Source organism: Acinetobacter sp. P1(2023), assembly GCF_028367635.1.
Classification (GTDB): Bacteria; Pseudomonadota; Gammaproteobacteria; order Pseudomonadales; family Moraxellaceae; genus Acinetobacter; species Acinetobacter pittii_E.
The window spans coordinates 584,975-609,273 of sequence record NZ_JAQNDD010000001.1 but is presented as its reverse complement, the minus strand read 5'-3'; the positions used below and the strand labels follow the sequence as shown (position 1 = coordinate 609,273).

21 protein-coding genes are annotated in these 24,299 nt (G+C 40.3%); 12 read left to right on the top strand and 9 right to left on the bottom strand.

The window, feature by feature from the left end; genetic code table 11:
- Window positions 1-144 precede the first annotated feature (144 nt).
- From POD11_RS02805 to POD11_RS02785, 5 genes are all read left to right on the top strand, one after another.
- Window positions 145-936 carry a Slam-dependent surface lipoprotein gene (locus tag POD11_RS02805; RefSeq protein ID WP_262456233.1) on the top strand — a complete coding sequence of 264 codons (792 nt, stop codon included), beginning with the start codon at window positions 145-147 and terminating at the stop codon, window positions 934-936.
- A 79-nt stretch (window positions 937-1,015) separates the two neighbouring features.
- Complete coding sequence (locus POD11_RS02800; protein WP_442866957.1) at window positions 1,016-2,506, top strand: surface lipoprotein assembly modifier; 1,491 nt, start codon at window positions 1,016-1,018, stop codon at window positions 2,504-2,506.
- Window positions 2,507-2,516: 10 nt separating this feature from the next.
- Window positions 2,517-3,437 carry an energy transducer TonB gene (locus POD11_RS02795; RefSeq protein ID WP_174765211.1) on the top strand — a complete coding sequence of 307 codons (921 nt, stop codon included), beginning with the start codon at window positions 2,517-2,519 and terminating at the stop codon, window positions 3,435-3,437.
- Window positions 3,438-3,469: 32 nt separating this feature from the next.
- Window positions 3,470-4,069 carry a biliverdin-producing heme oxygenase gene (locus tag POD11_RS02790; RefSeq protein ID WP_174765210.1) on the top strand — a complete coding sequence of 200 codons (600 nt, stop codon included), beginning with the start codon at window positions 3,470-3,472 and terminating at the stop codon, window positions 4,067-4,069.
- 28 nt (window positions 4,070-4,097) lie between these two features.
- Entirely contained in the window at window positions 4,098-4,538 is a 441-nt protein-coding gene (locus tag POD11_RS02785) for a YbaN family protein (protein WP_144733168.1), read from the top strand.
- Window positions 4,539-4,543: 5 nt separating this feature from the next.
- Here POD11_RS02785 and POD11_RS02780 read toward each other — a convergent pair whose 3' ends face one another.
- Window positions 4,544-4,819, bottom strand: coding sequence for a hypothetical protein (locus tag POD11_RS02780; protein WP_151766819.1), 276 nt, complete (start codon window positions 4,817-4,819; stop codon window positions 4,544-4,546).
- A gap of 322 nt (window positions 4,820-5,141) precedes the next feature.
- On the opposite strand from POD11_RS02780, the gene POD11_RS02775 reads away from it, so the two are divergent.
- On the top strand, window positions 5,142-5,849 hold the full coding sequence (locus POD11_RS02775) for a YoaK family protein (RefSeq protein ID WP_239975531.1): 708 nt from the start codon (window positions 5,142-5,144) through the stop codon (window positions 5,847-5,849).
- A gap of 148 nt (window positions 5,850-5,997) precedes the next feature.
- Window positions 5,998-7,911 (top strand): esterase/lipase family protein, encoded by a 1,914-nt coding sequence (locus tag POD11_RS02770; RefSeq protein ID WP_262456225.1) that lies wholly within the window; start codon window positions 5,998-6,000, stop codon window positions 7,909-7,911.
- Window positions 7,912-7,966: 55 nt separating this feature from the next.
- Here POD11_RS02770 and POD11_RS02765 read toward each other — a convergent pair whose 3' ends face one another.
- From POD11_RS02765 to betI, 7 genes are all read right to left on the bottom strand, one after another.
- Complete coding sequence (locus POD11_RS02765; RefSeq protein WP_216966990.1) at window positions 7,967-9,301, bottom strand: basic amino acid/polyamine antiporter; 1,335 nt, start codon at window positions 9,299-9,301, stop codon at window positions 7,967-7,969.
- Window positions 9,302-9,306: 5 nt separating this feature from the next.
- Complete coding sequence (locus POD11_RS02760) at window positions 9,307-10,185, bottom strand: homocysteine S-methyltransferase family protein (RefSeq protein WP_262456220.1); 879 nt, start codon at window positions 10,183-10,185, stop codon at window positions 9,307-9,309.
- A 216-nt stretch (window positions 10,186-10,401) separates the two neighbouring features.
- On the bottom strand, window positions 10,402-10,872 hold the full coding sequence (locus POD11_RS02755; protein ID WP_262456218.1) for a hypothetical protein: 471 nt from the start codon (window positions 10,870-10,872) through the stop codon (window positions 10,402-10,404).
- A 91-nt stretch (window positions 10,873-10,963) separates the two neighbouring features.
- A complete protein-coding gene (mqo, locus tag POD11_RS02750) occupies window positions 10,964-12,604 on the bottom strand; it encodes a malate dehydrogenase (quinone) (RefSeq protein ID WP_262456217.1) in 1,641 nt (546 codons plus the stop codon).
- A gap of 509 nt (window positions 12,605-13,113) precedes the next feature.
- Window positions 13,114-14,772, bottom strand: coding sequence for a choline dehydrogenase (gene betA / locus POD11_RS02745; RefSeq protein WP_262456216.1), 1,659 nt, complete (start codon window positions 14,770-14,772; stop codon window positions 13,114-13,116).
- A gap of 95 nt (window positions 14,773-14,867) precedes the next feature.
- The gene (betB, locus tag POD11_RS02740) at window positions 14,868-16,340 is read right to left on the bottom strand and encodes a betaine-aldehyde dehydrogenase (RefSeq protein WP_016141954.1); all 1,473 of its coding nucleotides are present in this window, start codon (window positions 16,338-16,340) and stop codon (window positions 14,868-14,870) included.
- The gene (gene betI, locus POD11_RS02735; protein ID WP_016141953.1) at window positions 16,333-16,956 is read right to left on the bottom strand and encodes a transcriptional regulator BetI; all 624 of its coding nucleotides are present in this window, start codon (window positions 16,954-16,956) and stop codon (window positions 16,333-16,335) included. The genes betB and betI overlap by 8 nt, the downstream gene beginning before the upstream one ends.
- 265 nt (window positions 16,957-17,221) lie before the next feature.
- On the opposite strand from betI, the gene POD11_RS02730 reads away from it, so the two are divergent.
- From POD11_RS02730 to POD11_RS02715, 4 genes are all read left to right on the top strand, one after another.
- Window positions 17,222-18,844 (top strand): BCCT family transporter, encoded by a 1,623-nt coding sequence (locus POD11_RS02730; protein ID WP_262456215.1) that lies wholly within the window; start codon window positions 17,222-17,224, stop codon window positions 18,842-18,844.
- Window positions 18,845-18,965: 121 nt separating this feature from the next.
- Window positions 18,966-21,032, top strand: a complete 2,067-nt coding sequence (locus POD11_RS02725) for a choline transporter (protein ID WP_239967599.1) — start codon at window positions 18,966-18,968, stop codon at window positions 21,030-21,032.
- An 11-nt stretch (window positions 21,033-21,043) separates the two neighbouring features.
- The gene (locus POD11_RS02720; protein WP_016141950.1) at window positions 21,044-21,658 is read left to right on the top strand and encodes a MarC family protein; all 615 of its coding nucleotides are present in this window, start codon (window positions 21,044-21,046) and stop codon (window positions 21,656-21,658) included.
- Between the two features lie 252 nt (window positions 21,659-21,910).
- On the top strand, window positions 21,911-22,426 hold the full coding sequence (locus POD11_RS02715; protein ID WP_016141949.1) for an acyl-CoA thioesterase: 516 nt from the start codon (window positions 21,911-21,913) through the stop codon (window positions 22,424-22,426).
- A 131-nt stretch (window positions 22,427-22,557) separates the two neighbouring features.
- Here POD11_RS02715 and POD11_RS02710 read toward each other — a convergent pair whose 3' ends face one another.
- Window positions 22,558-22,758, bottom strand: a complete 201-nt coding sequence (locus POD11_RS02710) for a hypothetical protein (RefSeq protein ID WP_000761577.1) — start codon at window positions 22,756-22,758, stop codon at window positions 22,558-22,560.
- A 501-nt stretch (window positions 22,759-23,259) separates the two neighbouring features.
- Here POD11_RS02710 and POD11_RS02705 point away from each other — a divergent pair.
- Entirely contained in the window at window positions 23,260-24,258 is a 999-nt protein-coding gene (locus POD11_RS02705; RefSeq protein ID WP_262456213.1) for a CobW family GTP-binding protein, read from the top strand.
- Window positions 24,259-24,299 lie beyond the last annotated feature (41 nt).

Below are 24,299 nucleotides of genomic sequence, written 5' to 3'. Positions count from 1 at the left end.
CGGTAAATAATAAGATTGAATGATTATTATTTACAAAAAACCGAGTAGGTTTGCAGCTGGGCCTACTCAATAAACTAAAAATAGCGAAATCGTTATTTTAAATTAAACAATAACTTAGTTTTAAAAAAGATGGAGTAACAACAAATGAAAATCTCTCAATTGTTCTTGGGTCTTGTTGCTTGTTCAACTGTATTTGCTTATGCAGGTATTGATGGTATTTCGAGTAATGAAAGTAACATCAAAATTGGTGCTGCTGCCAATGCAAGCCATCCGGGTGGTGTGTCAGCGGTATCGGTTCAAGCTGCGGGTGCGCCATATAACGCTTTTACAGGTTTTAGTTCTTTAAAAGGTTTGGCTCAGGCTTTCGCTGCTCAGGGAACGAGTAACACCAATGTAACGGTTGGCAGCAAAACCTTTAATATTTCGCATATTCCAGTGTCTGCAATGCCACCTTCACACAGTGCATTAGGTAATTTTAACTTTGGTCAGGTGGGCACACAGGAAGTCTATTTTGGTGAATGGTGGAAAGCGGGCGACACACCGGCAAGCGCGAGCCATACCGTTTACTACGCGGGTGATAACACCAATACCACTGTTCCAACTGCGGGTACTGCAACTTATACCGTTGCAGGGATTAACGGTTCTGGAAGCAATCTGTTAAGTGGTACGTTCACGGCAAATTATGGCGCGGGCACACTTGAAGGAACGCTTACAGGAACAGGTACCGCTGTTTCATCATTAAGCCTAGATGGTGTGGCATTTAACCCGGGTACTGCTGCGTTTGCAGGTTTGGCAACGGCTAACGGTACGGCTGGTGTCGACAACTCTGGTGTGGTTCAAGGTCAATTCTTCGGTGCAAATGCTTCGGCTTTAGCGGGTATTGCCCAGTTTGATAACGTGTCTTACAACACTGCTTTTGGCGGTGCTAAAAATTAATGAATGCGAAAGGAATCTACACACGTAGATTCCTTTTGTTTTTTGGGCTTTTGCTTGGTTGCTTCAGGTTTATTGTTTTATGAAACGAACGCTTTTGTGCTGTCTGACATTGTTGAGTTGTCCATTTTTATATGCCGACGAAGACACACAGCTTCGTCTCAATCAAAGCTTGGACCAAACACTTTTACAAGAACAGCGCAAGTTTCATGAGCAGGGAACCATTCGTAGTACCGAGCAATTACCAAAACTTCAAATTAATGGACAAGAATACAGTGTTGAACAAAACCAGAATGATCTTGCCAAGGCATTATATTTGGCAGTCATGCAAAAACAGTGGCTCAAAGCCACGGTTTATTTAAAACATTATAAGAAATATGTTGGCTACGATCGGGCTTTAACCGACTTTGCCGAAGGGGCAGTTGCACGTTCTCAGGGTCAACTGAAATTGGCTGAACAAAAATTTCAAAGCAGCCTAAAACAACAACCTCATAATTTAATTTGTGAACTTGAGTTAGCGCGCGTGCTGTTTGAACAACAGAAAAATAAGGAAGCAGCACGCCTTTTTATTTCCATTCAAGACAAACTGAAACAAAGTGATCCTGCGGTAATCCCGTCTGGAGTTTTAACCACAGTGAATACTTTTGTTCAGGCATTAAAAAAACGAGACTCTTGGCAAGGCTCGGTTTCAGCGGGTTATACCTATGTCAGTAATTTAAATAGTTCTTCTGAACAGAGTAAAACATGGACGCTTTATGGAAAAGATAGTAACGGTAATATTATTCCAATTGAGCAAGTTACCCGTGGGACGCCTAAAGCTGAGTCGGCAACGGGTTTAGATTACGAAGCCAGTCTTATAAAACGCTATGCGATTAAGGGGCATCATGGCGTGGCTTTACGTGCGCTGGCGTTTGGACAGTCCTATAACGACCACGCGGCATTTAATGAATCTACCGTTAACATTAATGCTGGCTACAGCTACTTTGACTTAAAAAATCAAATTGGGGTGAGTCCGCTTTTTGAACATAAACGTTATGGCAATGATGGCCTTTACAATGCGTGGGGCGCGCGTGCCGAGTGGATGCATTTTATCTCGGCAGATAAAGCCTTCAAGCTTGAGGCTGAGAGTAAAGATTTAAATTATCAGAAATATAAAACCCTAGATGGGGTAGAAAGTTCAGCTTTTGCTACTTTCTGGAAAATTCTCCCAAATCAGTGGACCGTTTTTAGTGGTTTAGACGTAGTCGACCATTCGACCCAAGAGAAATATATGGCTGCCTATCAACAGCAAGGTGTGCGGTTGGGGTTAAGCAAATCTTGGAGCACTGGATTTAATACCACTTTGCTGAGTTCTTATCGTTGGCGTCTGTTTGATAAATATGCAGAAACTTTCTTGGCACGTCGTCATGATTTTGAACAGAATTATACCTTTGTTGTGCAAATGCCGCGCTTTGAGTTTTATGGTATGACGCCTAATTTAACCTATCGCTATAACCATAATAAAAGCAATATCGATTGGCTCTATTCCTACGATAAACACAACATTAGCCTCAAGCTTGAGCATCGTTTTTAGGGAATAAGTCATGAAATCAAAATCTTTATTTCCTACACATGAGCCAATGGTTATGTTGCCTTTACCTCAAGGGCCGAAGCATTTTTATAAGTGCTTAACCGTAGTTGTGGTGATTGGTCTGCATGTATTTGTTATCTGGATGCTGAGTCATTTAATTGAACCTTATACTTTTCAAGCATCGCCAAAAGTAGATGCTTTAAAAGTAAGTTTTGTGTCGCTGGCACCTGCTAAAAAGCCATCGGCTGAAAAGATCGAAAGCCAACCTGAAAAAAGTGTAACGCCTAAATCTACATTAAACAGTTCGGTATCTTCAGTACCTGAAGAATCAAAAAACTCGCCTACCAATATTCAAACATTAGCATCAAAAACTGCCTCTAAAGAGGTCGTGCAAAATACTTTAAATGACAAACAGCAAATACAATCAAAAACGACTTTAAACAATTCAACTTCGCTCCCACCATTGCAGCGTACAGAAAGGCTAGCGGTTCATAACGATAAAAAACTGAGTTCGACAGACCCTGAACAAACGCAAACTGAGCATTTGCCACAAAACACCAATAGCGGAACCAAAAGTGGCGGCGTCAAAACACCCGCAATGCAGCAAGAATATTCCAAAGCACCGAGTACTCAAGTTGAACATGATGACGTTGTTCAGGTGAGTAGCGTGGATGTGCTGAGTTTTGGCGGGCTTGACTATGATGACCGCGAGTTAAAACAACAAAATCGTTTGGTTGAGCTTCGGATTCGCATTAATGAAAAAGGGCAGCCGATCGATATTCAATTACGTCAAAGTTCGGGCATTCAAAGCCTTGATGAACGGGTCATGCAAGCTACACGTAAATCCAGATTTAAACCCCACAAAATTAACGGTCGAGCCGTGACTATTGTTGTGGATTTTCCAGTCCAACTTAAACTCAATCGGGGCCGTTAACCGATGAACGATATCCATTTTGCAGGAGAAAGATGATGAACTCATCTACAGAACAAATCATTAGCAACAGCTTATCTTTACGTTTGAAACAAGAAACCGCTGCTGAACATGAACGTATGCATCAATTAATGTCAGAGGCAAAGGTATTTTCAAGTAAAGAAAAATACGCGCAATTTACGTTGTCTCAATATTACTTTCAGCGTGAAATTGAACATCTTTTTGAAAAAGAGGGTGTGGCAGGGCTGATTCCAGACCTCGACATTCGTGGCCGCTCAAAACAAGCACTTGCCGATTTAAATGATTTGGGTATTCAACCTAACGAACAGCAATTACACAGTGAAAACGTACAACTACCCGAAGCTTTAGGCTGGATTTATGTGTCTGAAGGTTCAACTTTAGGGGCTGCATTTTTATTTAAAGAAGCTCAAAAGCATTTGGGTTTTTCTGAAACGTTTGCTGCGCGTAATTTAGCTGCCTATCCAGAAGGGCGCGCTAAAGTTTGGAAACGTTTTATTCAAGCACTTGATAAAACAGGCTTTGACCAAACCCAACAAGACCGAGTCGTTCAGGGAGCGTTAGATGCCTTTGGATATTTTGGTCAGGCGCTTGATCAGCTTGATGAATTGAAATAATAAAAAGTGGATAAAGGGAATACCCGATATGGACAAACTCAATCAAGTAAATGCAATCGTAAAACATGAGCAGTCGTTAGCACCTGCTCAACCAGTCAGTAAGCTTGCCCGTTCTGTTTGGGCGCGGTGGGTGTTTATTGGTTTGGCTTGGTTGTGTATTGCGCTTGGCATATTGGGTATTTTTATTCCGGGTTTACCCACCGTTGATTTTATAATTTTGGCTGTTTTCTTTGCGGCTCGTGGCTCTGAAAAACTTCATCAATGGTTTCGAAATCATCGTTATATCGGTCCACTCATTCGTGAGTGGCAAGAACATCGGCGTATTCCAAAAAAAGCAAAATACATCTCGACGTTGAGCATGAGTTTGGCTGCGGGCCTTATGATTTGGACTATTCCACATCCGTGGTTTGTCTATCCTGCAATTTTATGTATGGCTGGGGTGTTAGCCTGGATGTGGCTTAAAAAATGAAAAAATTATGATCTGCACTGTTGCATGGTACGCATCATGGTTTTCACGAAATCACGCGGTACTTCAGGACTTTGAAGGCTTAAACTTCCAAGTTTATGCATGAGCTTAGGGGAGTATTGACGTTCTAAACGATGATAAATACACAGACAGGTTGAACGGCTATGTCCAGCTGCGATGCATTTTGAGTAAAAATCACGGTGTGCATTACTTTTATATCCAGCAGAGGCAATTGATACAAATAATAATCCCCCTAAAAAAACTAAATAATGATAAAGCGACATATATCTACTCGTGATTGTTGTTTTGCATTATCCATATCTGGCATAACTTTTTCAGGTTTAAAACCAGTTGATATCAACTCGTGGCTTCATCATAGTCAGAACAGTTTTAGAGGTCAAATTGATTTGCGGATGAGAAGCGTTTAATGTTTTAAAAGTAAACAATCGTTATTGTTGCTGTTTTGAAGACAGTGTTGCGACATTAAACCCTCTATGTTTTTACATGCTTTTTTGTTTTTATAAACGCTTTAGTTTTGATTTGTTTTTAAATATTTAAAACATCTTTGTACTGAATTAATGACTTTAAAATAATAGGATGCAGCTTATGCCTGATACCTCAATGCAACAAGAGAAACAAAGTACTTGGGCCATATGTCGAGATCCTGTTTTGCTGACCATGGTGGGCGGGGCAATTGACACCATTGGCTTTATTGCATTGTTTGGTTTTTTTACCGCGCATGTGACGGGGAACTTAGTGTTGGCAGGCGCTGCATGGGTTAAAGGCGGCTCAGGTCTATGGATCAAGCTCGCCGCTATCCCGCTATTTATTTTGACAGTAGTGATTACCAAACTGTTAATTGACCGCAGTCAGGTCAAGCATAAAACGCTGTCTTATTTATTTTTATTTGAAGCCATTTTTCTATGTGCCTTCATGGTTGCAGGCCTTTATTTCGAGCCATTTAAAAATCCGGACGCGCTAACAGTTGCAGTGACAGGCGGACTAGGTTTAATTGCTTTGGCTATTCGTAATACTTCTAGCAAAACGCTCATTAAAAATATTAGCCCAAGTACCATGATGACCGGCAACACCACGCAGCTCGGGATTGATATTGCCAACTTGCTTAAAAACAATAATGCAGCTAATCGGGCTAGTTTTTTAAAAAGCGCCAGTATTGTGATTGGCTTTGTCATTGGTGCTTTCTTGGGAGCGGTACTCTATGTCTATTTTGATTTTTGGAGTGTAGCGCCGTTTATCTTACCCATTTTGTATTTTTCATATTTAGCTTCACAGCAAAAGTTTAACCAAGCTTAATGAGAAAAAAGAATAAATTAGCCTGAATTAAAATGAGTTCAGGCTTTTTTCGCATTAAAGAAAAACAGAAGCTGAGACAAAATTGTTCGTTCACTGCTTTACAGGCATAATGACCAGATGGGGAATATATTCGATTAAGGAAGGCACAATGACAAAGTCTTACCATTATTTAGTGATAACAATAATGGCTTTGCTCAGTGGCTGTCAGGTTATTCATTTAAAAGAAAGTAATTTAAGCAATGCTTTAAAAAGTAAGAATGAAAGTATTCTGACCGATGGCACCTTAAGCCATCAAACCCAAAACTTACTGTATTTGGTCAAAAAAGATGAAAAGTCTTGTCTGCAAAATTTTGATGATTGTTTAAATAAAATTCAGAGCTTGTCTGAAAATAGCAGCCGAGAAGAACGCTATGCTGCGCTGAGTGAAATCTATTTAGCCAAGGCTTTAGACGTCGGACGTAGTAGCCAGTGTAATGTCATTAATAAAAGTAGCAGTTGTATTGAGCAAGAGTTAGCGCTGTTTGATAAAAGCTTACGCTATAGCTATGTCTATTTATTTGACTCTGAAGAGTCACCGTTCGATCGGGTATTTGACCATCGCCAAAATCAGGTGCGTATTTTTTATAACGTTGCCTTGTCGAAGCTCATGACCACGTATTTTAATCATTTAAATACGCATCGTTTTCCACCGTTGCTGAAAGCAGACGAGCATGAGTACCACGTCAATTTTGACCATGCCGTAGATGTACAAAAAATTGAAGTCGATACTTTTCGCTCAAGCTATAACATGAACTTTTCTGGTTTTAATACCGTCAACCGTAAGGATGGTTTAGGGGCAGAGTTTATTGTCGGGCGTAAAGAGCATGATGTAAATCACGGCTTCATTTTAGACCCAGATGCTTTTTATGCTCAGCAGAATAATCCCAACATACATTTACCACGCTTCTTTCCGGTTACTGCCATCGCTTATCCAAAACAAAAAGCCACAGCAGATCAGGTCATTGCAGGGGCAGAGTTAGAAATTGCCATGTTTGATCCATATCGGCAAGACCGCGTAAAGGTTGAAGGTATGGACTATCCGCTCACTGCCAACTATTCGGCGCCTTATGGGCTTTGGCTGTCGAAATATAATTTAGGTGCAGCAGGCTATTGGTCCTTAATTAATAAAGAAGCCAATTTGATCATGCCGCATTTATATATGCTGGAACCTTTTAACCCAAATAAGAAAATCATTGTGTTTATTCATGGTTTGGCGAGTAGCCCCGAGGCTTGGGTGAGCCTAACCAATGACATTATGGGCGATGCCGAATTAAGACAAAACTACCAAGTTTGGCAGGTGTTTTATTCAACCAATATGCCGATTTTTGAAAGTCGTTTTCAGATTTATTCTTTGCTGAATCAAGCTTTTCAAAACGTTGCCAAAGACAGCTATGCCGCACAGGATGCCGTGCTGGTTGGGCATAGTATGGGCGGAGTGATTAGCCGCCTATTGGTAAGCGATGCAGATGTTTCAGAGCAAGCCATACAAAAAATGAATGAGGCGCAGTTAAACCGTTTAAAAGAAAATCCTGTTATTCGAGAGCGCTTTCAGTTCAAAGCTTTGCCTTATTTTAAGCGGGTTATTTTTGTATCGGCACCGCATCATGGTACTGACTACGCTGACCGATGGTTTACCCAAATTGCGCGCCGTGTTATTCGTTTGCCTGCTGATTTTTTTATTGCTGTTGAAATGAGAGATGAGAAAAATACCAAACTCAGAAAGGGCTTAATTGAAAACGGGGCAAGTAATTTAAGTCGTTCTTCTAACTTTATGCAGCTTACCCAAGCCATTCAACCATCGCCACAAGTGGTCTATCATTCGATTATGGGCAATATTGATGGCACGACTGATAAGTTAAAAAGCAGCGATGGGATTGTGCCGTATCAAAGTTCGCATTTAGGTGGTGAACAGTCGGAGTTGATAATTAAGGGTGGGCATTCGATTCAAACTAGCCCTGAGGCAATTTTAGAACTACGCCGTATTTTGCGATTACACTTAAAGCAGTCGCAGCCTTCAAAATAGAAATTTTTGTTTTTAGAAAACCACTGCTGAACTGAGTCAACAGTGGTTAAAATAATTAATTAAGCTGATTTTGTTTGAGCGATTTTTTGTGCTCAAAATAGCTGATTGAAAAAATAACCAGACCGACTAAATACAACACACCAGACAAGAGTAATAAGTCTAATCCTGCTGCATAGAGCAACCAAAGTGCATAGATTGAAGCGACACTTGCAATGGCAATATGCGGCGTGCGTTTGTGGCGAATGGATTCTTTAAGATAAAAAGCCGACACCAGAAAATAAGGCAGTAAAATCATCACTGATGAAATCAATAAAAGCTGGGTGTAGTTTTTATTGAAAAAATACACGGCAATGAGTGAGCCTTGTACCACAAGCGTTGTTAGCCAAAGGGATGAAATAGGTACATTGTTCTGATTATTCTTTAAAAATAATTTAGGAAATGCACCATTTTTTGCAGCCAAAAATGGAATTTCAGTAGCAAATAACGTCCAACTTAAATAAGACGATGCAACGGAAATAATCAGCCCGATAGTAATAATGATGGTACCCGGCAAGCCGATCAATTGCTGCAAAATAGTAGCCATAGAAGGGTTGTGCATGCCAGCAAGCGCTTCACGACTGACTACACCGTAAGCCAATACCGTCACCATGACGTAAAAACTTAACGCCAGTAACACACCTAAAATGGTCGCCTTACCAATGTCATGACGTTTTTTTGCACGTGATGATAAAACCACTGCACCTTCAATACCAGTAAATACCCAAAGGGTAATCAGCATCAGGTCTTTTACTTGCTGCCAAAGCGGAACTTGCAAAGAAAAATCATGTAGGTTGAGTTTGAACAAATCAAACTTAAAGGCAATAAAGGTAAAGAAGATAAAAACCACCATTGGAATGATTTTGGCAATGGTTGCCAGTAAATTCACAATCGCAGCTTCTTTAATGCCTCGGCTTACTAACCAGTGTACCAGCCATACAAAAATGCTTGAACCAATCAGCGAGTAAAGCGTATTACCTTCACCAAAAATAATATGGTCTTTACTGTCGGTAAACATGCCGACGCCAGAAAAGGCAATGACGACATAGCCGACAATACCAATGGTGGTACACAACCAATAGCCCCACGCCGAGCAAAAACCAATCAGGTCTCCAAAGCCTTCGCGCGCATAGTTATAAATACCGCCATCTAGATCTGGTCGTTGGCGGGTTAAATGTAATAGCGTGAGGGCTAAGAAAATAATGCCGACTCCGGTAATGAGCCATGCAACAAGAAGGGCAGAGCCGTTGGCAACCTGAGCCATGTTTTGGGGAAGGCTAAAAACGCCTGACCCCACCATAGAGCTAAATACCAGCGCTGTAAGCGACAACAATCCAATTTTGGCAGCAGACATGGTATTTATTCTTTAAAAAATTGAGAAAGTTCAGCAATGTGTTCTGGGCCAATACCGCAGCAACCGCCGACTAGGCTTGCACCTGCTTGCTGCCATTGCTTAGCAAAACCAAGATAAGCAGGCGCATCTAAGTCTTTACGAATTTCATCCAGACCATCGTTGGCAGTAGCACTTTCATCTTGTGGTGGGAAAGCGTTGGCATAGGCACCAATTTGTACAGACTCTGGAATAAGTCCTTTAATTTCATTAATTGCTTGCAAGATCACTTCAGGTTGGCAGCAGTTAAACAATACAGCTTTGGCATTTGATTGTTTAATGAAATCAGCTGCTTGTTGCATGTTTTCGCCAGAACGAAGTAGTGCTTGTTCTTGTTTAATTTCATCTTGCAGCGTAAATGACACCCAATAGTCCTTACCATCTTGAGGTAATAACGCATGCACTGTTTCAACTTCTTTTAAGCAAGATTGGGTTTCAGCGAGCCAAAAATCTACTTCTGGCGCCAAGGTGTTAATGATGGGTTCAGCAAGGTTTTTAGCTTGTTCAGGTTGGAACAAGTCCGCACGGTAAGAACCAAATAACGGTGGTAAACAGCCAGCAATTTTGACATTTTTGCCGCTTTCTTTAACTGCATTTTTTGCTTGCTCGATAGCGACTTTAATTAAGCGTACGCCGTCAGTTTCAAAGCGTTCTTGACCAATATGAAATGGCACAACAGCGTAGTTATTGGTGGTAATCACTTCTGAACCAGCGTTAATAAAATCGAGATGTACTTCTTTTACTGTTTCAGGGGCTTCAATGAGTGCAAGTGCAGACCACTCTGGTTGACGAAACGGAGCACCACGGCGGGCCAATTCACGGCCTAAACCGCCATCTAAAATTTTCATAAATTACAACATAAAGGGAGAAACATAATTCAGCTAATCTAGCGTGTAGATGAATCGTGTTCAATCGCTAATATGCTCGATATATTTCTAAATAAATTAGATTGTTATGAATAATTTTTCTTAAGAGGAATTCTGTAAACGATGTTCAGTTTTACTGATGAACTTCATGTGAAACTGAAAATATTTTTATTTAAAAATACAGAATAAAAAATGATCTTATAGCGCGCCATATTGTTGCCAGCTTTCACCCGTGTGCTGCGTTTTATAATAGGCTTGAAGTTGTTCGAGCTGTGTAAAGTGTATGCTACACCAAATCAATAAACTGATGAATATTAAAACTTTAGATAAGCCACGAACTTTTTCTAGGCGAGCAAAAGCCAATAAAACAAAAAACAGGGCAGGTAAAAATATAAAGAACTGAACAGGGGAGAAAAATAGATGAGCAGTACTGAAATGTAATGCAACAGCACTGATGAGCAGATTTAGAACAGAACATAGCTTTTGATATTTACCGAGCTTAAATGCATAAGCAGTGATAGTAAGTAATACAGCTGAGCTGACATAAATCGCTGTACCGCCAATCATCCACATATAAAACCCGCTTAACAAAAGATAAGCCAGCAGCAAAACAAGCATGAGCTTAAAACTAAATGACAAGAGGCTAGATGATGTGTTTAAAGGCGTCATAGCGAATCTAAATATCTCAAGTGAGGGCTTAAAAAACAAAAGGACGAATCGAAATTCATCCTTTTGGTATTTTACTTATACATCGTCAAACTTAGTTTGCTTTTGCAACTGGGGCAGCAGCAGTTTCATCGTTTGCAGCTTTGAACGGAGATGTATAGTTCAAGCCAAGCGTAGAACTTGTGTATTGACGAACTTTGTCGAGTAACACAGGGTCTTTGCTTAAGTCTTGTTTATAAGACAGTACAATCTCATGAAGCTTCTGGTTCCATTTACCTTCAGTTTGCTGAGGGAAAGCTTTTTCAAGCAAGTTAAGCATGATGTATGGAGAAGTCGAAGCACCTGGAGACGCACCTAACAATGCAGTTACAGCACCATCTTTAGACGCAAAGATTTCTGTACCGAATTGAAGCGTTGCTGGTTTACCTGGTTCTTTTTTGATGATCTGAACACGTTGACCACCTTGGCTTAAACGCCAGTCTTCAGCTTTCGCATCTGGGTAGTATTTACGAAGTTCATTGAGACGGTCTTCATCTGACATCATGACTTGGCTTACCAAGTATTTAACAAGATCAAGGTTTTCCAAACCAACAGTGGTCATTGGTAAAACGTTGCTTTTGTTTGTTGATGCAAGCAAGTCAAGCTGAGAACCATTTTTCAGGAACTTGTTTGAATATGTTGCAAATGGTCCAAACAATACATATTTTTTACCGTCGATATAACGTGTATCAATATGTGGTACAGACATTGGAGGCGCACCAAGTTCAGCACGGCCATATACTTTCGCTGTATGTTCTGCAGTAATTTTTGGATTATCAGTAATTAAGAACTCACCACCAACAGGGAAGCCCGCATATTGTTTCGCTTCTGGTAAACCAGTAAGTTGCAATAATTTAACTGCTGCACCACCTGCACCGATAAATACAAAACGTGTTTTAACGTGATCTACTTTACCAGTTTTCAAATTTTTGAAAGCCACTGTCCAAGTTTTGTCATCATTTTGGCTGATGCCAGTCACTTCAGTTGAAGTCTGTAATTTGAAATTAGGGTTTTGATTTAAATGACTCACTAATTGTTTAGTGATTGAACCATAGTTAACGTCAGAGCCAACATCCATACGGGTTGCTGCAACTTTTTGACTAGGGTCACGGTCATTCATCACTAAAGGTGCCCATTGTTTAATTACAGCTGGGTCTTCAGTAAATTTCATGCCTTTAAACAGCGGGCTTTGGATCATGGCAGCATAACGTTTTTCTAAGAATTGAACGTTATCGCCCCAAACGAAAGCAATGTGCGGAACTGGATTAATGAATGATTTTGGTTCAGCTAAAACGCCTTGTTTTACCTGATGTGACCAGAACTGTTTAGCAACTTCAAATTGAGAAGCAACTTTTTCAGCTTTGGCAATTTCCATCTTACCGTTTTTCTCTTCGGTATAGTTCATTTCCATAAAGCCAGAGTGGCCTGTTCCGGCATTGTTAAAGCCGTTTGAACTTTCTTGAGCAACTTGGTCAAGACGTTCATACATACGAATTTGCCAGTTTGGTTCAAGCTCAGTGAAATAAGTACCGAGAGTGGCACTCATGATGCCGCCGCCAACAAGAACAGCATCAACAACTGGCTCATCTTTTGCAGTTTCTACTTGTTTTGACGCAGTTGGTCTAAACAAGAAAACAATACCTGCAATTAAAATAAGAATGATTAATACCAGAAGGTATTTCAAAAACTTTTTCATGTAAGGGGGACCTTAAAATAAGTTATTTGAGTCACTTAAGGTGTGAGGAAACCTAGACAGCGTATCCAGACAAAATGGATATAAATGCGAAAGTGAATTCTCAAAATTCGAGAACTTCGAAAAAAATAAAAATGACTGGGCATTATCGCAAACACACTATATTTTAGACTAATTTTGCATTGACAAGACAATTTTTATAATAAATGGGGTTCATCAAAATCATAAATATGATTTATATTTAACCAAATTTAGTTTTAATAAGTTAATTTAAGTTAAATATTTTTATTTAAATATTTGAAAGTAAAACAATAATTTTAATTTGATTAAAGTTAAATCACTTGAGGGAAATTTGCCTATAAAAATAGATTAATTTTTATTACATGCCATATTTGTGTAAACAAGCTGCTTATAAATGCTTATTTTCTGTCATACATCGTTCTTATTAATATTGACTCTATAGATTTAAATTAAGGGCATATCTCTGTATAAGAAATATACCCTTTAAAGTTTTATGACGCTACATAGAAAGGTGCAGTTGAGCGTGGTAACGCTTCACGTCCACGAATTTGGTCTGCAATTTTCTCGGCAATCATAATGGTAGTTGCGTTTAAGTTACCGGTAATAATGAGCGGCATAATTGAGGCATCAACTACACGCAAACCATGCATACCATGTACACGGCCTTGACCATCTACAACAGCCATTTCGTCTTCGCCCATCTTACAGCTACAAGAAGGGTGGTAAGCTGTTTCTGCATGGTTACGAACAAAGTCATCAAGCTCTGCATCAGATTGTAAATGTTTACCCGGACTAATTTCTTCACCACGATATGGGTCAAGTGCAGGTTGCTGCATGATTTCACGAGTGATACGAATTGCATCACGGAATTCGCGCCAGTCTTGTTCAGTCGACATATAGTTAAACAAGATACTTGGATGTTCAAACGGATCCTTCGATTTAAGTTTGATTCGACCGCGTGAAGGCGAACGCATTGAACCAACGTGAGCTTGGAAACCATGTTCTTTCACTGCATTACTACCGTTGTAGTTAATGGCAACCGGCAAGAAATGGTACTGAATGTTTGGCCATGTAAACTCATCCGAACTACGGATAAATCCGCCTGCTTCAAACTGGTTACTTGCACCAATACCTGTACCATTAAATAACCACTTGGCACCAATCGCAGGTTGGTTATACCATTTCAAGGCTGGGTATAAAGAAACGGGCTGCTTACATTTATATTGCAAGTACATTTCCAAGTGGTCTTGCAGGTTTTCACCTACACCAGGCAAATCATGTACTACATCAATGTCCATTGATTTTAAGAAGGTACTTTGACCAACACCCGAGCGCTGTAAAATTTGTGGTGAAGCAATTGCGCCCGCACATAGTAATACTTCGCGTTTAACTAATGCGCGTTGTAAATTGTTTTGGTCAGCACCAATAATGTATTCAACACCAACCGCTTGTTTTTGATTAAACAAGATTTTGTTGGTTGTAGCATGAGTCAAAATAGTCAGATTTGGACGACCTTTTGCCATATCCAAATAGCCACGTGCAGTGCTTGAGCGGCGACCTTTGGGGGTAACCGTACGGTCCATTGGACCAAAGCCTTCTTGTTGATAACCATTTAAGTCATCAGTACGTGGGTAACCTGCTTGTACACCTGCTTCAACCATGGCATGGAACAATACATTGTTGCCATTTTTAGGTGTAGCCACTGATACAGGCCCACTATCACCATGGTAGTCGTTGCCACCAATGTCACGAGTCTCGGCTTTTTTGTAGTAAGGCAAACAGTCGGCATAAGTCCAGTTTTCAAGGCCTTTATGGGTTGACCATTGCTCTAAATCCATTGCGTTACCACGGATATAGCACATGCCATTAATTAAAGATGAGCCACCTAAACCTTTACCACGACCACACTCCATACGGCGGTTATTCATATGTGGTTCTGGGTCAGTTAAATAAGCCCAGTTATAGCGACGACCTTGAAGAGGGTAGGCCAAAGCTGCCGGCATTTGTGTACGGAAATCCAAGCGGTAATCGGGGCCACCCGCTTCTAATAATAAAACGGTGGTATCTTTGTCTTCAGTAAGACGCGCAGCGAGTACATTTCCGGCAGATCCTGCGCCAATAATAATGTAATCATATTCTTTAATATTCATAACTATCCTTTTTTTACTAACAGTTTGCCTGAGCAATCTATAAAGACTGCCCGGCATATGTGATTTAGGTTGAAGGTTTTAGAGCGATTGAGGCATTAAAAAATGCTTTGATAATCGCCAAGTTCAACTTGAATAGATTTGATACGGGTATAGTGCCCAAGTGTGGTTAAGCCATTTTCGCGGCCCACACCAGATTGCTTGTAGCCACCGACTGGCATTTCGGCAGGTGATTCACCCCAAGTGTTAATCCAGCAAATACCTGCTTCAATCTGGTGAATAATGCGATGAGCGCGGCTAATGTCTTGAGTGACAACGCCAGCAGCTAAACCAAAGGTCGTGTCGTTAGCACGACGGATGACTTCTTCTTCGGTTTCATAGCTTAAAATGCTCATGACAGGTCCAAAAATTTCTTCTTGAACAATGGCCATCTGGTCAGTGCAGTCGCTAAATACTGTCGGTAATACATAAGCACCTTTGGCAAGTTCGCCTTCAGTCGCACGCCCACCACCGATTAACACTTTAGCGCCTTGTTGTTTGCCTGACTCAATGAAAGACAACACTTTTTCCATATGAGGGAAGCTAGTGAGTGGACCAAAGTTCGTATCTTCAGCCATTGGGTCGCCAATGCGAATACGTTGTACACGCTCTACAACAGCTTTTTCAAAATCTGCTAAAAGTGATTTTGGAACAAATACGCGTGTACCGTTAGTACATACCTGACCTGAGCTAAAGAAGTTCGCCATAACTGCAATATCTGCGGCACGGTTAAGGTCGGCATCTTCACAAATAATCAGTGGAGATTTACCGCCGAGTTCCATGGTCACTTCTTTCAGCGTAGAGCCAGCAGCGCTTGCCATAACTTTTTTGCCGGTTTCCACGCCGCCTGTGAATGAGATTTTTTCAATCACAGGATGTTCAGTGAGCCACTGACCAATTTCACGGCCAGCACCTTGTACAACGTTAAATACGCCGTCTGGTAAGCCAGCTTCAGTATAGATTTCTGCAAGTTTAAATGCAGTAAGGGGAGTGGTTTCACTTGGTTTGAAAATCATGGCATTGCCGGCTGCAAGAGCAGGGGCAGATTTCCATAAAGCGATTTGAATTGGATAGTTCCAAGCACCAATACCGGCAACCACGCCTAAAGGTTCACGGCGTGTATAAAAGAAACTAGATTCGCGAAGCGGAACTTGTTCACCTTGAATGGCTGTTGCAAGTCCTGCGTAGTACTCGAGTACATCTGCACCAGTCACAATATCAACTGTCGATGTTTCGCTATAGGCTTTACCTGTGTCGAGAGTTTCAAGACGGGCAAGCTCATCATTTCGTTCACGAAGAATGTCGACAGCACGACGTAAAATACGTGAACGCTCCATGGCAGTCATGGCAGCCCAGATTTTTTGTCCTTGTTGGGCACTTTGTACAGCAGCTTCAATATCTTGTTCAGAAGCTTGCTGAAGAGTCGCGATTGTTTCGCCGTTGGCAGGGTTAATACTATTAAATGTTTTACCACTGGTTGCTTTAACGTAGCGTCCATGGATATACAACTGATGAACTTGTACATCACTCATTTTGTCTCTCCTGCAAAGGCTTGTTCGCAAATTGCAATTGCGTTTGTACATAATCGTAAGCAATGGAACGAGCAAGGTTGCTGTCAAATTCGTTATGACGGCTTAAACTGCCTCGTAACCATAATCCATCAATCAATGCTGCCAACCCTCTAGCGGCAACACTGGCCTGTTGTTCATTCATTAACTTGAGGAAATAAAACTTCAAGTTGGAGTACAGGCGTTGATCATTAATCTTTTGTAAGCGGCTTAAGTCTGGTACATGCATACTTGCTGACCAAAAGTCTAACCAGACCCGCATTGCTTTTTCATTGACCTGACTAATGTCAAAGTTAGAGTCGATAATGGCCTTAATCTGGCTCTCTGGATGCGAATCTGCTTCTGCTCTGTACTGTTCGGTTTTACGACGCAGAACATTTAACATTTCTTGCATACAGGTATTTATCAACCCTTGTTTGTCACCAAAATAATGGCTGACAATGCCGGTCGACAACTCGGCTTTTTTTGCAATTTGTGCAATGGTGGTATTGGATAACCCCACTTCATAAATTACGTCGAGTGCAGCGTTCATGATTTCTTCACGTCGCACATGTTCTGGTTTTACTCTGCGTTTTGTCATGGTTGTCCACATCAGCACTTTTTAGGGGTGCTTAAAATTCAACATGTTAACTTGCAGAGCATCATAGCACTTTTTTATCATACTTGTTATTGATTGAACGTTCAATCAATAACAAGTATGATATGTAAAAATCAATGAATTTTTGAAGATAACTTCTGAAATAAAGAGGTGAAATCAAAGGTTCTTAAGGATAGGATGATGCGCATAAGTACAGTACTTATCACGTTATTTTGAGAAAAATACACCGATTGCAAGGAGCAATAAGATGGTGTTGAAAAGTGATAGATATTCTTCAGACCATATTCGGTTAAATCGTTTTGTATTTTGGAGTTCAGCCATCAGTATTGGCATTTTTGGCCTACTTTTTGTGCTGTTTCCAGAAAAAAGTCAGTTTTGGTTGACCTATGTACAAGAGCAGGTAAATCACTTTTTTGGGTGGTATTACATGCTGGTTATTGTGCTGTGTTTGGGCTTTGTTGCTTGGCTCGCTTTTTCAAAAGTAGGGCAGATTCCTCTAGGTAAAGATGACGATAAACCTGAGTTCACTTATCTGGCTTGGACTTCAATGTTGTTCTCGGCAGGGATTGGTATTGCGCTACTTTATTATGGCGTGGCCGAACCTGTTGACCATTTTTTAAGACCACCAGAAGGCGAGGCAGGAACGATTCAGGCAGCCCGTAATGCGATGACTTATAGCTTTTTGCATTGGGGGATTCATGGCTGGGTACTTTATGCATTGCTCGGAGTTACTTTAGGTTACTTCGCTTTCAGACAAAACTTGCCATTAGCACTGCGTTCAGCGCTTTACCCAATTTTTGGAGAGCGAGTGCATGGCTTGGTGGGTGATTTTGTCGATGGCTTTGGAATTTTAGCGACAGTTATTTCCTTGGTCACCAATTTGGGAATTGGAGCTTTGGTGCTCGTATCGGGTATTTGTTATTTACTTCCTCAAATTCCAGATAACTCTGCAACTTTAATTACTGCTGTGCTCATCATGATGTTCGTTGCCACGATCACGACAGTGGTGGGTATTGAAAAAGGTTTAGCGTGGTTGTCGCGTATTAATTTACGTTTGCTGTATGCCTTACTTTTATTTGTATTCTTGACAGGTCCGACAAACCATTTATTAAATGGTCTTGTGCAAAATACGGGCGATTACCTTAATAATTTTATGGGTAAAAGCTTTGATATGTATTTATACAACCAAAAAGCCAGTGGTTGGTTAGGTTCGTGGACCGTATTTTATTGGGCTTGGTGGATTGCTTGGGCGCCTTTTGTCGGCATGTTTATTGCCCGCATTTCAAAAGGTCGTACCATTCGCGAAGTTGTATTGGGTGTATGCCTGATTCCACTTGGTTTTACATTGGCTTGGATTTCGGTTTTTGGAAATACTGCAATTTATTTAATTTTGCAGCAAAAACAGAAAGTTTTAGGCGATATGGTCTTAACTGATCCAGCATTATCTTTATTTAAATTACTCGAATATCTGCCGTTTAATCCTTACGTTGCCGGTATTGTTGTTGTAATTTGTTTCGTTTTATTTTTGACACCAGTTGGCTCTGGTACACTAATGATCGCTAATTTGTCCTCAAAAGGGGGCACCAATGATAGTGATTCACCGATCTGGTTACGCGTCTTTTGGTCTGTGGTAATTACCATTGTAAGTATTGGCTTGCTTTTAGCCGGTAGTTTTAACTCCATGCAAAGTGCTGTGGTGTTATGTGGTTTACCATTTTCAGTCATTATTTTGCTCTATATGTTTGGTTTAGCTAAAGCATTAAAGCAAGATGATTTTGACCCTCAATTAGTGAAAAAACGGTTAGCTGTTTCAAAAGACATTTCGGTCCCATCGGATTGTGACCAGAATAAAGTGACTGAGGTTTTATAACCTCACCCAATCACATCTATATATTATTTTTTTGCGTTTAAAGTCGTCTTTTCACTGTTTTAAATAAGAGTGAAAAGACGAAATTAAATATTTTGTTTTTATTTTATTCCTTGAGGATTGTATGGCAACAGATAATCCAAGAGCAGTTGATGATTTAACATTATCTAAATCTAAAAAAGACCCGCTCAACCGTGTGGTTTTTTATTTTTCAGCTCTACTTATTTTAATTTTCTCTCTCGTCACGTTTTTGTTCAACGATTTTGCAAATCGAGTCATGAACACGGTACTACAGTGGGTAACTTCAACCTTTGGTTGGTATTATCTGCTTGCCGCAACGCTCTATATGGTTTTCGTGATTTTTATTGCCTGTTCAAGATATGGCAGTATCAAATTAGGACCTAAGCATTCAAAGCCTGAGTTTAGTTTACTCAGTTGGTCTGCGATGCTGTTTTCGGCTGGTATCGGTATCGACCTAATGTTTTTCTCGGTCGCTGAACCACTATCTCATTATATGCAACCTCCGGTCGGAGCAGGTCAAACCTATGAAGCAGCGCGCCAAAGTATGGTTTGGACATTGTTTCACTATGGCTTAACTGGCTGGTGTATGTATGCCTTGATTGGTATGTCATTGGGATATTTCAGTTATCGTTATAACTTACCGCTTACCATTCGTTCTGCACTTTACCCAATTTTTGGGAACAGAATTAATGGTGCGATTGGACATAGTGTAGATACGGCTGCCGTGATCGGGACAATTTTCGGTATTGCGACAACCTGCGGGATTGGAGTGGTACAGCTGAATTACGGCCTACATGTGTTATTGGGGGTGCCTGAAAATATCTGGATGCAATTTATTCTAATTGCTGTCGCGGTTGGTATTAGTGTTATTTCGGTGACATCTGGGGTCAATAAAGGCCTGCGGATTTTATCTGAAATTAATATTTATGTTTCGATCGGGCTATTACTGTTTATTTTGTTCTTGGGAAATACCGAGTTTTTACTCAATGCCCTTGTCCAAAATATTGGTGACTATTTAACCCGTTTCCCAACTTTAGCCTTACAAAGTTTCGCTTTTGAACAGCCTAAAGAGTGGATGAGTAGTTGGACTTTCTTCTTCTGGGCATGGTGGATTGCTTGGTCTCCATTTGTTGGACTCTTTCTGGCACGCATCTCAAGAGGACGTACCATTCGTGAGTTTGTGTGCGGTACTTTAATTATTCCACTTCTATTTACACTTACGTGGTTATCTATTTTTGGTAATAGCGCATTACACAGCGTTATTTTTGAAGGTAATCAAACCTTAGCCGCAACAGTGTTGGCAAATCCTGCACATGGTTTTTATGACCTGTTAGCGCAATATCCGGGCTTTACCTTTATTGCTTCAATTGCCACTGTGACAGGACTTTTGTTCTACGTGACTTCTGCCGATTCGGGGGCGCTGGTTTTAGGTAACTTCACCACAAAACTGACCCATATTGATAATGATGCTCCTCGTTGGTTAAGTGTGTTTTGGGCGGTGGCTATTGGTTTGCTCACATTAGCTATGTTAATGACCAACGGCATTACCGCTTTGCAAAATGCAACGATTATTATGGGACTGCCGTTTAGTTTTGTGATGTTCCTTGTGATGGCAGGGCTTTACAAGTCGCTCAGACTTGAAGATTACAGGCATGCCAGTCGAAGTATGAATGCTGCTCCAGTCGTAGGGAACGTGGATATTCTGAACTGGAAACAACGTTTAACTCGAGTCATGCATCATCCGGGAACCACTGAAACACAGCGCATGCTAGACACAGTGTGTTTGCCAGCCGTTCAGGCTGTTGCCGATGAGCTTGTTAAGCAGGGCATGAATGTAGATGTGCAGCAAACGCCACTAGAAGATGAAGACACGCTTTACCATCTAGATCTCACCATTCATCTCGAAGAAGAGCAAAACTTTGTTTATCAGATCTGGCCTGTACGCTATAGCGCGCCGAACTTCAGTCAGCGTGTAAAACGTGGCAAACAGTTCTATTTCCGACTTGAAACCTATCTTTATGACGGCTCGCAAGATAACGATCTGGTTGGCTACAGTAAAGAACAGGTGATTAACGATATTTTAGATAAATATGAAAGACATATGACGTTCTTACATATTAATCGTATTAGCCCGGGGAACCGTCCATTGTTCCCAGATCCACAAGCTTAAGAGGAAAATGCATGGCTTCTCCTTATCTACATTCTTTTGCTTTATTTTTCTCATTGCTCAATCCATTTTTAATGAGCATTTATATGATTGGCTTGCTCCGCCATTCAGAAGCAAAGGTGTTTAATAAAGCACTGATTCAGGGAAGTGTGATTGCTTTTGTCGTGTTCATGCTATTTGCATGGGGCGGCGAAACAATTTTTAGTAAATATCTGAATGTACGTTTTGAAGCCTTTCAGATCTTTGGAGGCCTCATCTTTTTGGTGATTGGCTATCGCTATGTTTTTCAGGGTGCCGATACCATTGGTGAAATGCGCGGTGCACCAGAACATCTGGCTGGCACCATTGCCATGCCATTTATGATCGGCCCGGGCACCATTAGTGCGGCTGTGGTCACAGGGATTGAAATGTCAATTGGTGAGGCAGCCCTAGTGATTGCCTTTACCTTGTTCTTAACATGCAGTATTTTGATTTTGATGAAATTTTCACATGATCATTTACGCTATAAACATGCCAAGCATATCGACCGCTATTTTGATATTGTTGGGCGTTTATCTGCTTTATTAATCGGTACGATCGCCATTGATATGATCATTAATGGTGTAACAGGCGTCATTAATAAAGTATAGCAAGTCATTCATAAGAATCTGCTATGTCATTGAACATGGAATAAAATGGCATAGCATCTTCTAAAAAACTCTAAGATAAATAAAACAGCTTTAAAAAATAACTTTAAAAATAAAGCCTTAAAAAATTAAATTTTAAAAAACAATCAAAGATATTAAAAAATACAATGCCATGTTGTGGATTTAAGCATGTTTTTTTTGTGAATTATCAACCATAATGTTGTCTGAGCTTGTTTTAAGACCCAGAGTTTAGCTATGCCTACATTAGATGAAATAACCCCAGCAACTGATGACCAGTCTGAATTGACGATGTCAGTTTTGATGACGCCTGATATGGCAAATTTTTCAGGTAATGTTCATGGTGGTACGATTCTAAAACTACTCGACCAAGTCGCTTACGCTTGCGCAAGTCGTTATTCGGGTGGCTATGTGGTGACTTTATCTGTAGATAAAGTGAATTTTAAAGAACCGATTTATGTAGGTGAGCTGGTAACGTTTTTGGCAAGTGTGAACCATGTAGGCCGTACTTCAATGGAAGTAGGTATCCGTGTTGAAGCCCAAAATATCCAGAAGCGTACAGTGCGCCATACTAATAGCTGTTATTTCACGATGGTTGCTGTTGATGAACAGGGCAAGCCATGTGAAGTACCTCAATTAAATCTCAATACTGAGTGGAAACGTTGTCGCTTTGAAGCAGCTGAGCACCGTAAGGTTTTACGTCTGCAAGAAAACCATAATCCATCTTGTAGCATGTATAAGAAAACTTCTTAAAAAAACAAATTGAATTAAAAAAGGACCGAACCGCAGCATGGTTCGATCCTTTCTTTTCTTTACTAAAATTCAGCGTCCATATTTCCTTTCAGTAAAATTATCTCTGAGCTTGGAGGAGAGTGCTTAGAGAATTAACGAGTTGCAGGAGCAGCTTCAGAAGCAGAACCTACAGCATCAGATGCAGCATTTGCAGTGTTTGCTTGTTCTTGAGTTGAAACAACAACTTTTTCTTCACCAGCAGTGTTATGTGCTTGGTCGTGCTTAGAAGCAGCGAAAGTTGAAGCAGCAGTTAAAGCAAGTGTAGTAGCGAGTAAAGTTTTAGCTAATTTCATTTTATGGCATCCTTAAATTTCATTTAAAAATAAATTAAACCTAATCGTTCATACCTACATGAAACCTGTATGGCTGAATGACTAAGCTAGGACACATGCTAAGCCGAGGTTTGGATTACATCAATTAACTTAACAATCTATTACGCCTATCTTAACAATATGAAATATACGGGCCGTTTATGTGCGGAATCTGTAAAGTTAAACGCCTTAATTACACCTTAAAATGTGAAAAAATATTTCTTTTTGAGTGAAAAAAAACCAAATTGTTTACGTAAACCTAACACTTTGGCATGAATTGTGAATATGCTTGAATAGGATATTTCGTTTGAATTATAAATATCAAAAGCTAATTTAGATAATTGATGAGATGCTTGTCACATATTTGGGGCTTTAGCCCGATAATTGAAAAGTATATCTTCAAAGTGAAAAATCATTTTCATGCTACTTAAACAGTGATATACCTTTCTTAGTTTTTTTAAACCTTGTTGATTTGAGCCGCTTGTGAAACTGATTGCCCAAAAAATTGTTCCTACCCATATTATCTCTGGTTTTTTAGGGGCAGGAAAAACCACATTATTACAGCATTTATTAAGCCAGAAGCCTAAAGATGAGGTTTGGGCGGTATTAATGAATGAGTTTGGGCAAATTGGAGTAGACCAACAACTCTTACCTCAAGATGAAGGATATGCAGTCAAAGAACTATTAGGTGGTTGTCTATGTTGCAGCAGTCAGTTGCCTATGCATATTGCTTTAGCTCGACTGTTAAGTGAACAGAAACCAGATAGACTCTTTATTGAGCCGACTGGACTTGGGCATCCTTCTCAGTTATTTGACCAACTGACTGAACCCCATTGGCAAAGTAGTTTAGCCATGCGAGCGTTGATTACGGTGGTCGATGGTAGTCGTTTGCATGATACCAATTGGGTTAAACAAAACCTTTATGAAGATCAGTTAAAAGCTGCCCAGATTGTGGTGGTGTCACATACCGATGTAATGACTTTTGAAGATGATCAGGCGCTTGAGTTATTAAAAGATGAATACCAGCCTTATCACCAAGAGTGGATTAAAACTGAACATGGTCAGTTAGCCTTAAATAAAATTGATGTGGCTGCTCGTTTAACTGAACGATTTATACAACCTTTACTTAAACTGCAAAAACAAATGAGTGAGAGCGAGGTCGTAAAGGAAATTCAGCAATTACCTTATCATTATGTCGAGTCGGCACAAGGTTATATTGTGGCAGGTTGGAAATTACCTAAACGCTGGAAATTCGATTTTTATGCTTTGCTAGACGTATTATGTGCGCAGCAAGATTGGCTAAGAATCAAGGGAATTTTTAATACAGATCAAGGTTGGAAAGTTTTTAACTTTAATCCTGATCAGTTTAATTATAAGTCGGGCGAAGAGGGTATTGATAACCGAATTGAGATCATTAGCGAACATAATCACGATTGGTTGGCTTTTGAAACAGCGTTACTTGCTTGTCAGTTTGAAGAATAGAGAACATTGAGCAAAAGAAGAGCCAATGTTCTCTATAAATA

Coding starts and splice junctions, on each gene's coding strand:
- POD11_RS02780 (WP_151766819.1), bottom strand. CDS start 4,819: ATGTCGCTTTATCATTATTTAGTTTTTTTAGGGGGATTATTATTTGTA.
- POD11_RS02725 (WP_239967599.1), top strand. CDS start 18,966: ATGGCAACAGATAATCCAAGAGCAGTTGATGATTTAACATTATCTAAA.
- POD11_RS02800 (WP_442866957.1), top strand. CDS start 1,016: ATGAAACGAACGCTTTTGTGCTGTCTGACATTGTTGAGTTGTCCATTT.
- POD11_RS02755 (WP_262456218.1), bottom strand. CDS start 10,872: ATGACGCCTTTAAACACATCATCTAGCCTCTTGTCATTTAGTTTTAAG.
- POD11_RS02730 (WP_262456215.1), top strand. CDS start 17,222: ATGGTGTTGAAAAGTGATAGATATTCTTCAGACCATATTCGGTTAAAT.
- POD11_RS02785 (WP_144733168.1), top strand. CDS start 4,098: ATGGACAAACTCAATCAAGTAAATGCAATCGTAAAACATGAGCAGTCG.
- POD11_RS02715 (WP_016141949.1), top strand. CDS start 21,911: ATGCCTACATTAGATGAAATAACCCCAGCAACTGATGACCAGTCTGAA.
- POD11_RS02795 (WP_174765211.1), top strand. CDS start 2,517: ATGAAATCAAAATCTTTATTTCCTACACATGAGCCAATGGTTATGTTG.
- POD11_RS02790 (WP_174765210.1), top strand. CDS start 3,470: ATGATGAACTCATCTACAGAACAAATCATTAGCAACAGCTTATCTTTA.
- betI (WP_016141953.1), bottom strand. CDS start 16,956: ATGACAAAACGCAGAGTAAAACCAGAACATGTGCGACGTGAAGAAATC.
- betA (WP_262456216.1), bottom strand. CDS start 14,772: ATGAATATTAAAGAATATGATTACATTATTATTGGCGCAGGATCTGCC.
- POD11_RS02765 (WP_216966990.1), bottom strand. CDS start 9,301: ATGTCTGCTGCCAAAATTGGATTGTTGTCGCTTACAGCGCTGGTATTT.
- POD11_RS02805 (WP_262456233.1), top strand. CDS start 145: ATGAAAATCTCTCAATTGTTCTTGGGTCTTGTTGCTTGTTCAACTGTA.
- POD11_RS02775 (WP_239975531.1), top strand. CDS start 5,142: ATGCCTGATACCTCAATGCAACAAGAGAAACAAAGTACTTGGGCCATA.
- betB (WP_016141954.1), bottom strand. CDS start 16,340: ATGAGTGATGTACAAGTTCATCAGTTGTATATCCATGGACGCTACGTT.
- POD11_RS02770 (WP_262456225.1), top strand. CDS start 5,998: ATGACAAAGTCTTACCATTATTTAGTGATAACAATAATGGCTTTGCTC.
- POD11_RS02760 (WP_262456220.1), bottom strand. CDS start 10,185: ATGAAAATTTTAGATGGCGGTTTAGGCCGTGAATTGGCCCGCCGTGGT.
- mqo (WP_262456217.1), bottom strand. CDS start 12,604: ATGAAAAAGTTTTTGAAATACCTTCTGGTATTAATCATTCTTATTTTA.
- POD11_RS02710 (WP_000761577.1), bottom strand. CDS start 22,758: ATGAAATTAGCTAAAACTTTACTCGCTACTACACTTGCTTTAACTGCT.
- POD11_RS02720 (WP_016141950.1), top strand. CDS start 21,044: ATGGCTTCTCCTTATCTACATTCTTTTGCTTTATTTTTCTCATTGCTC.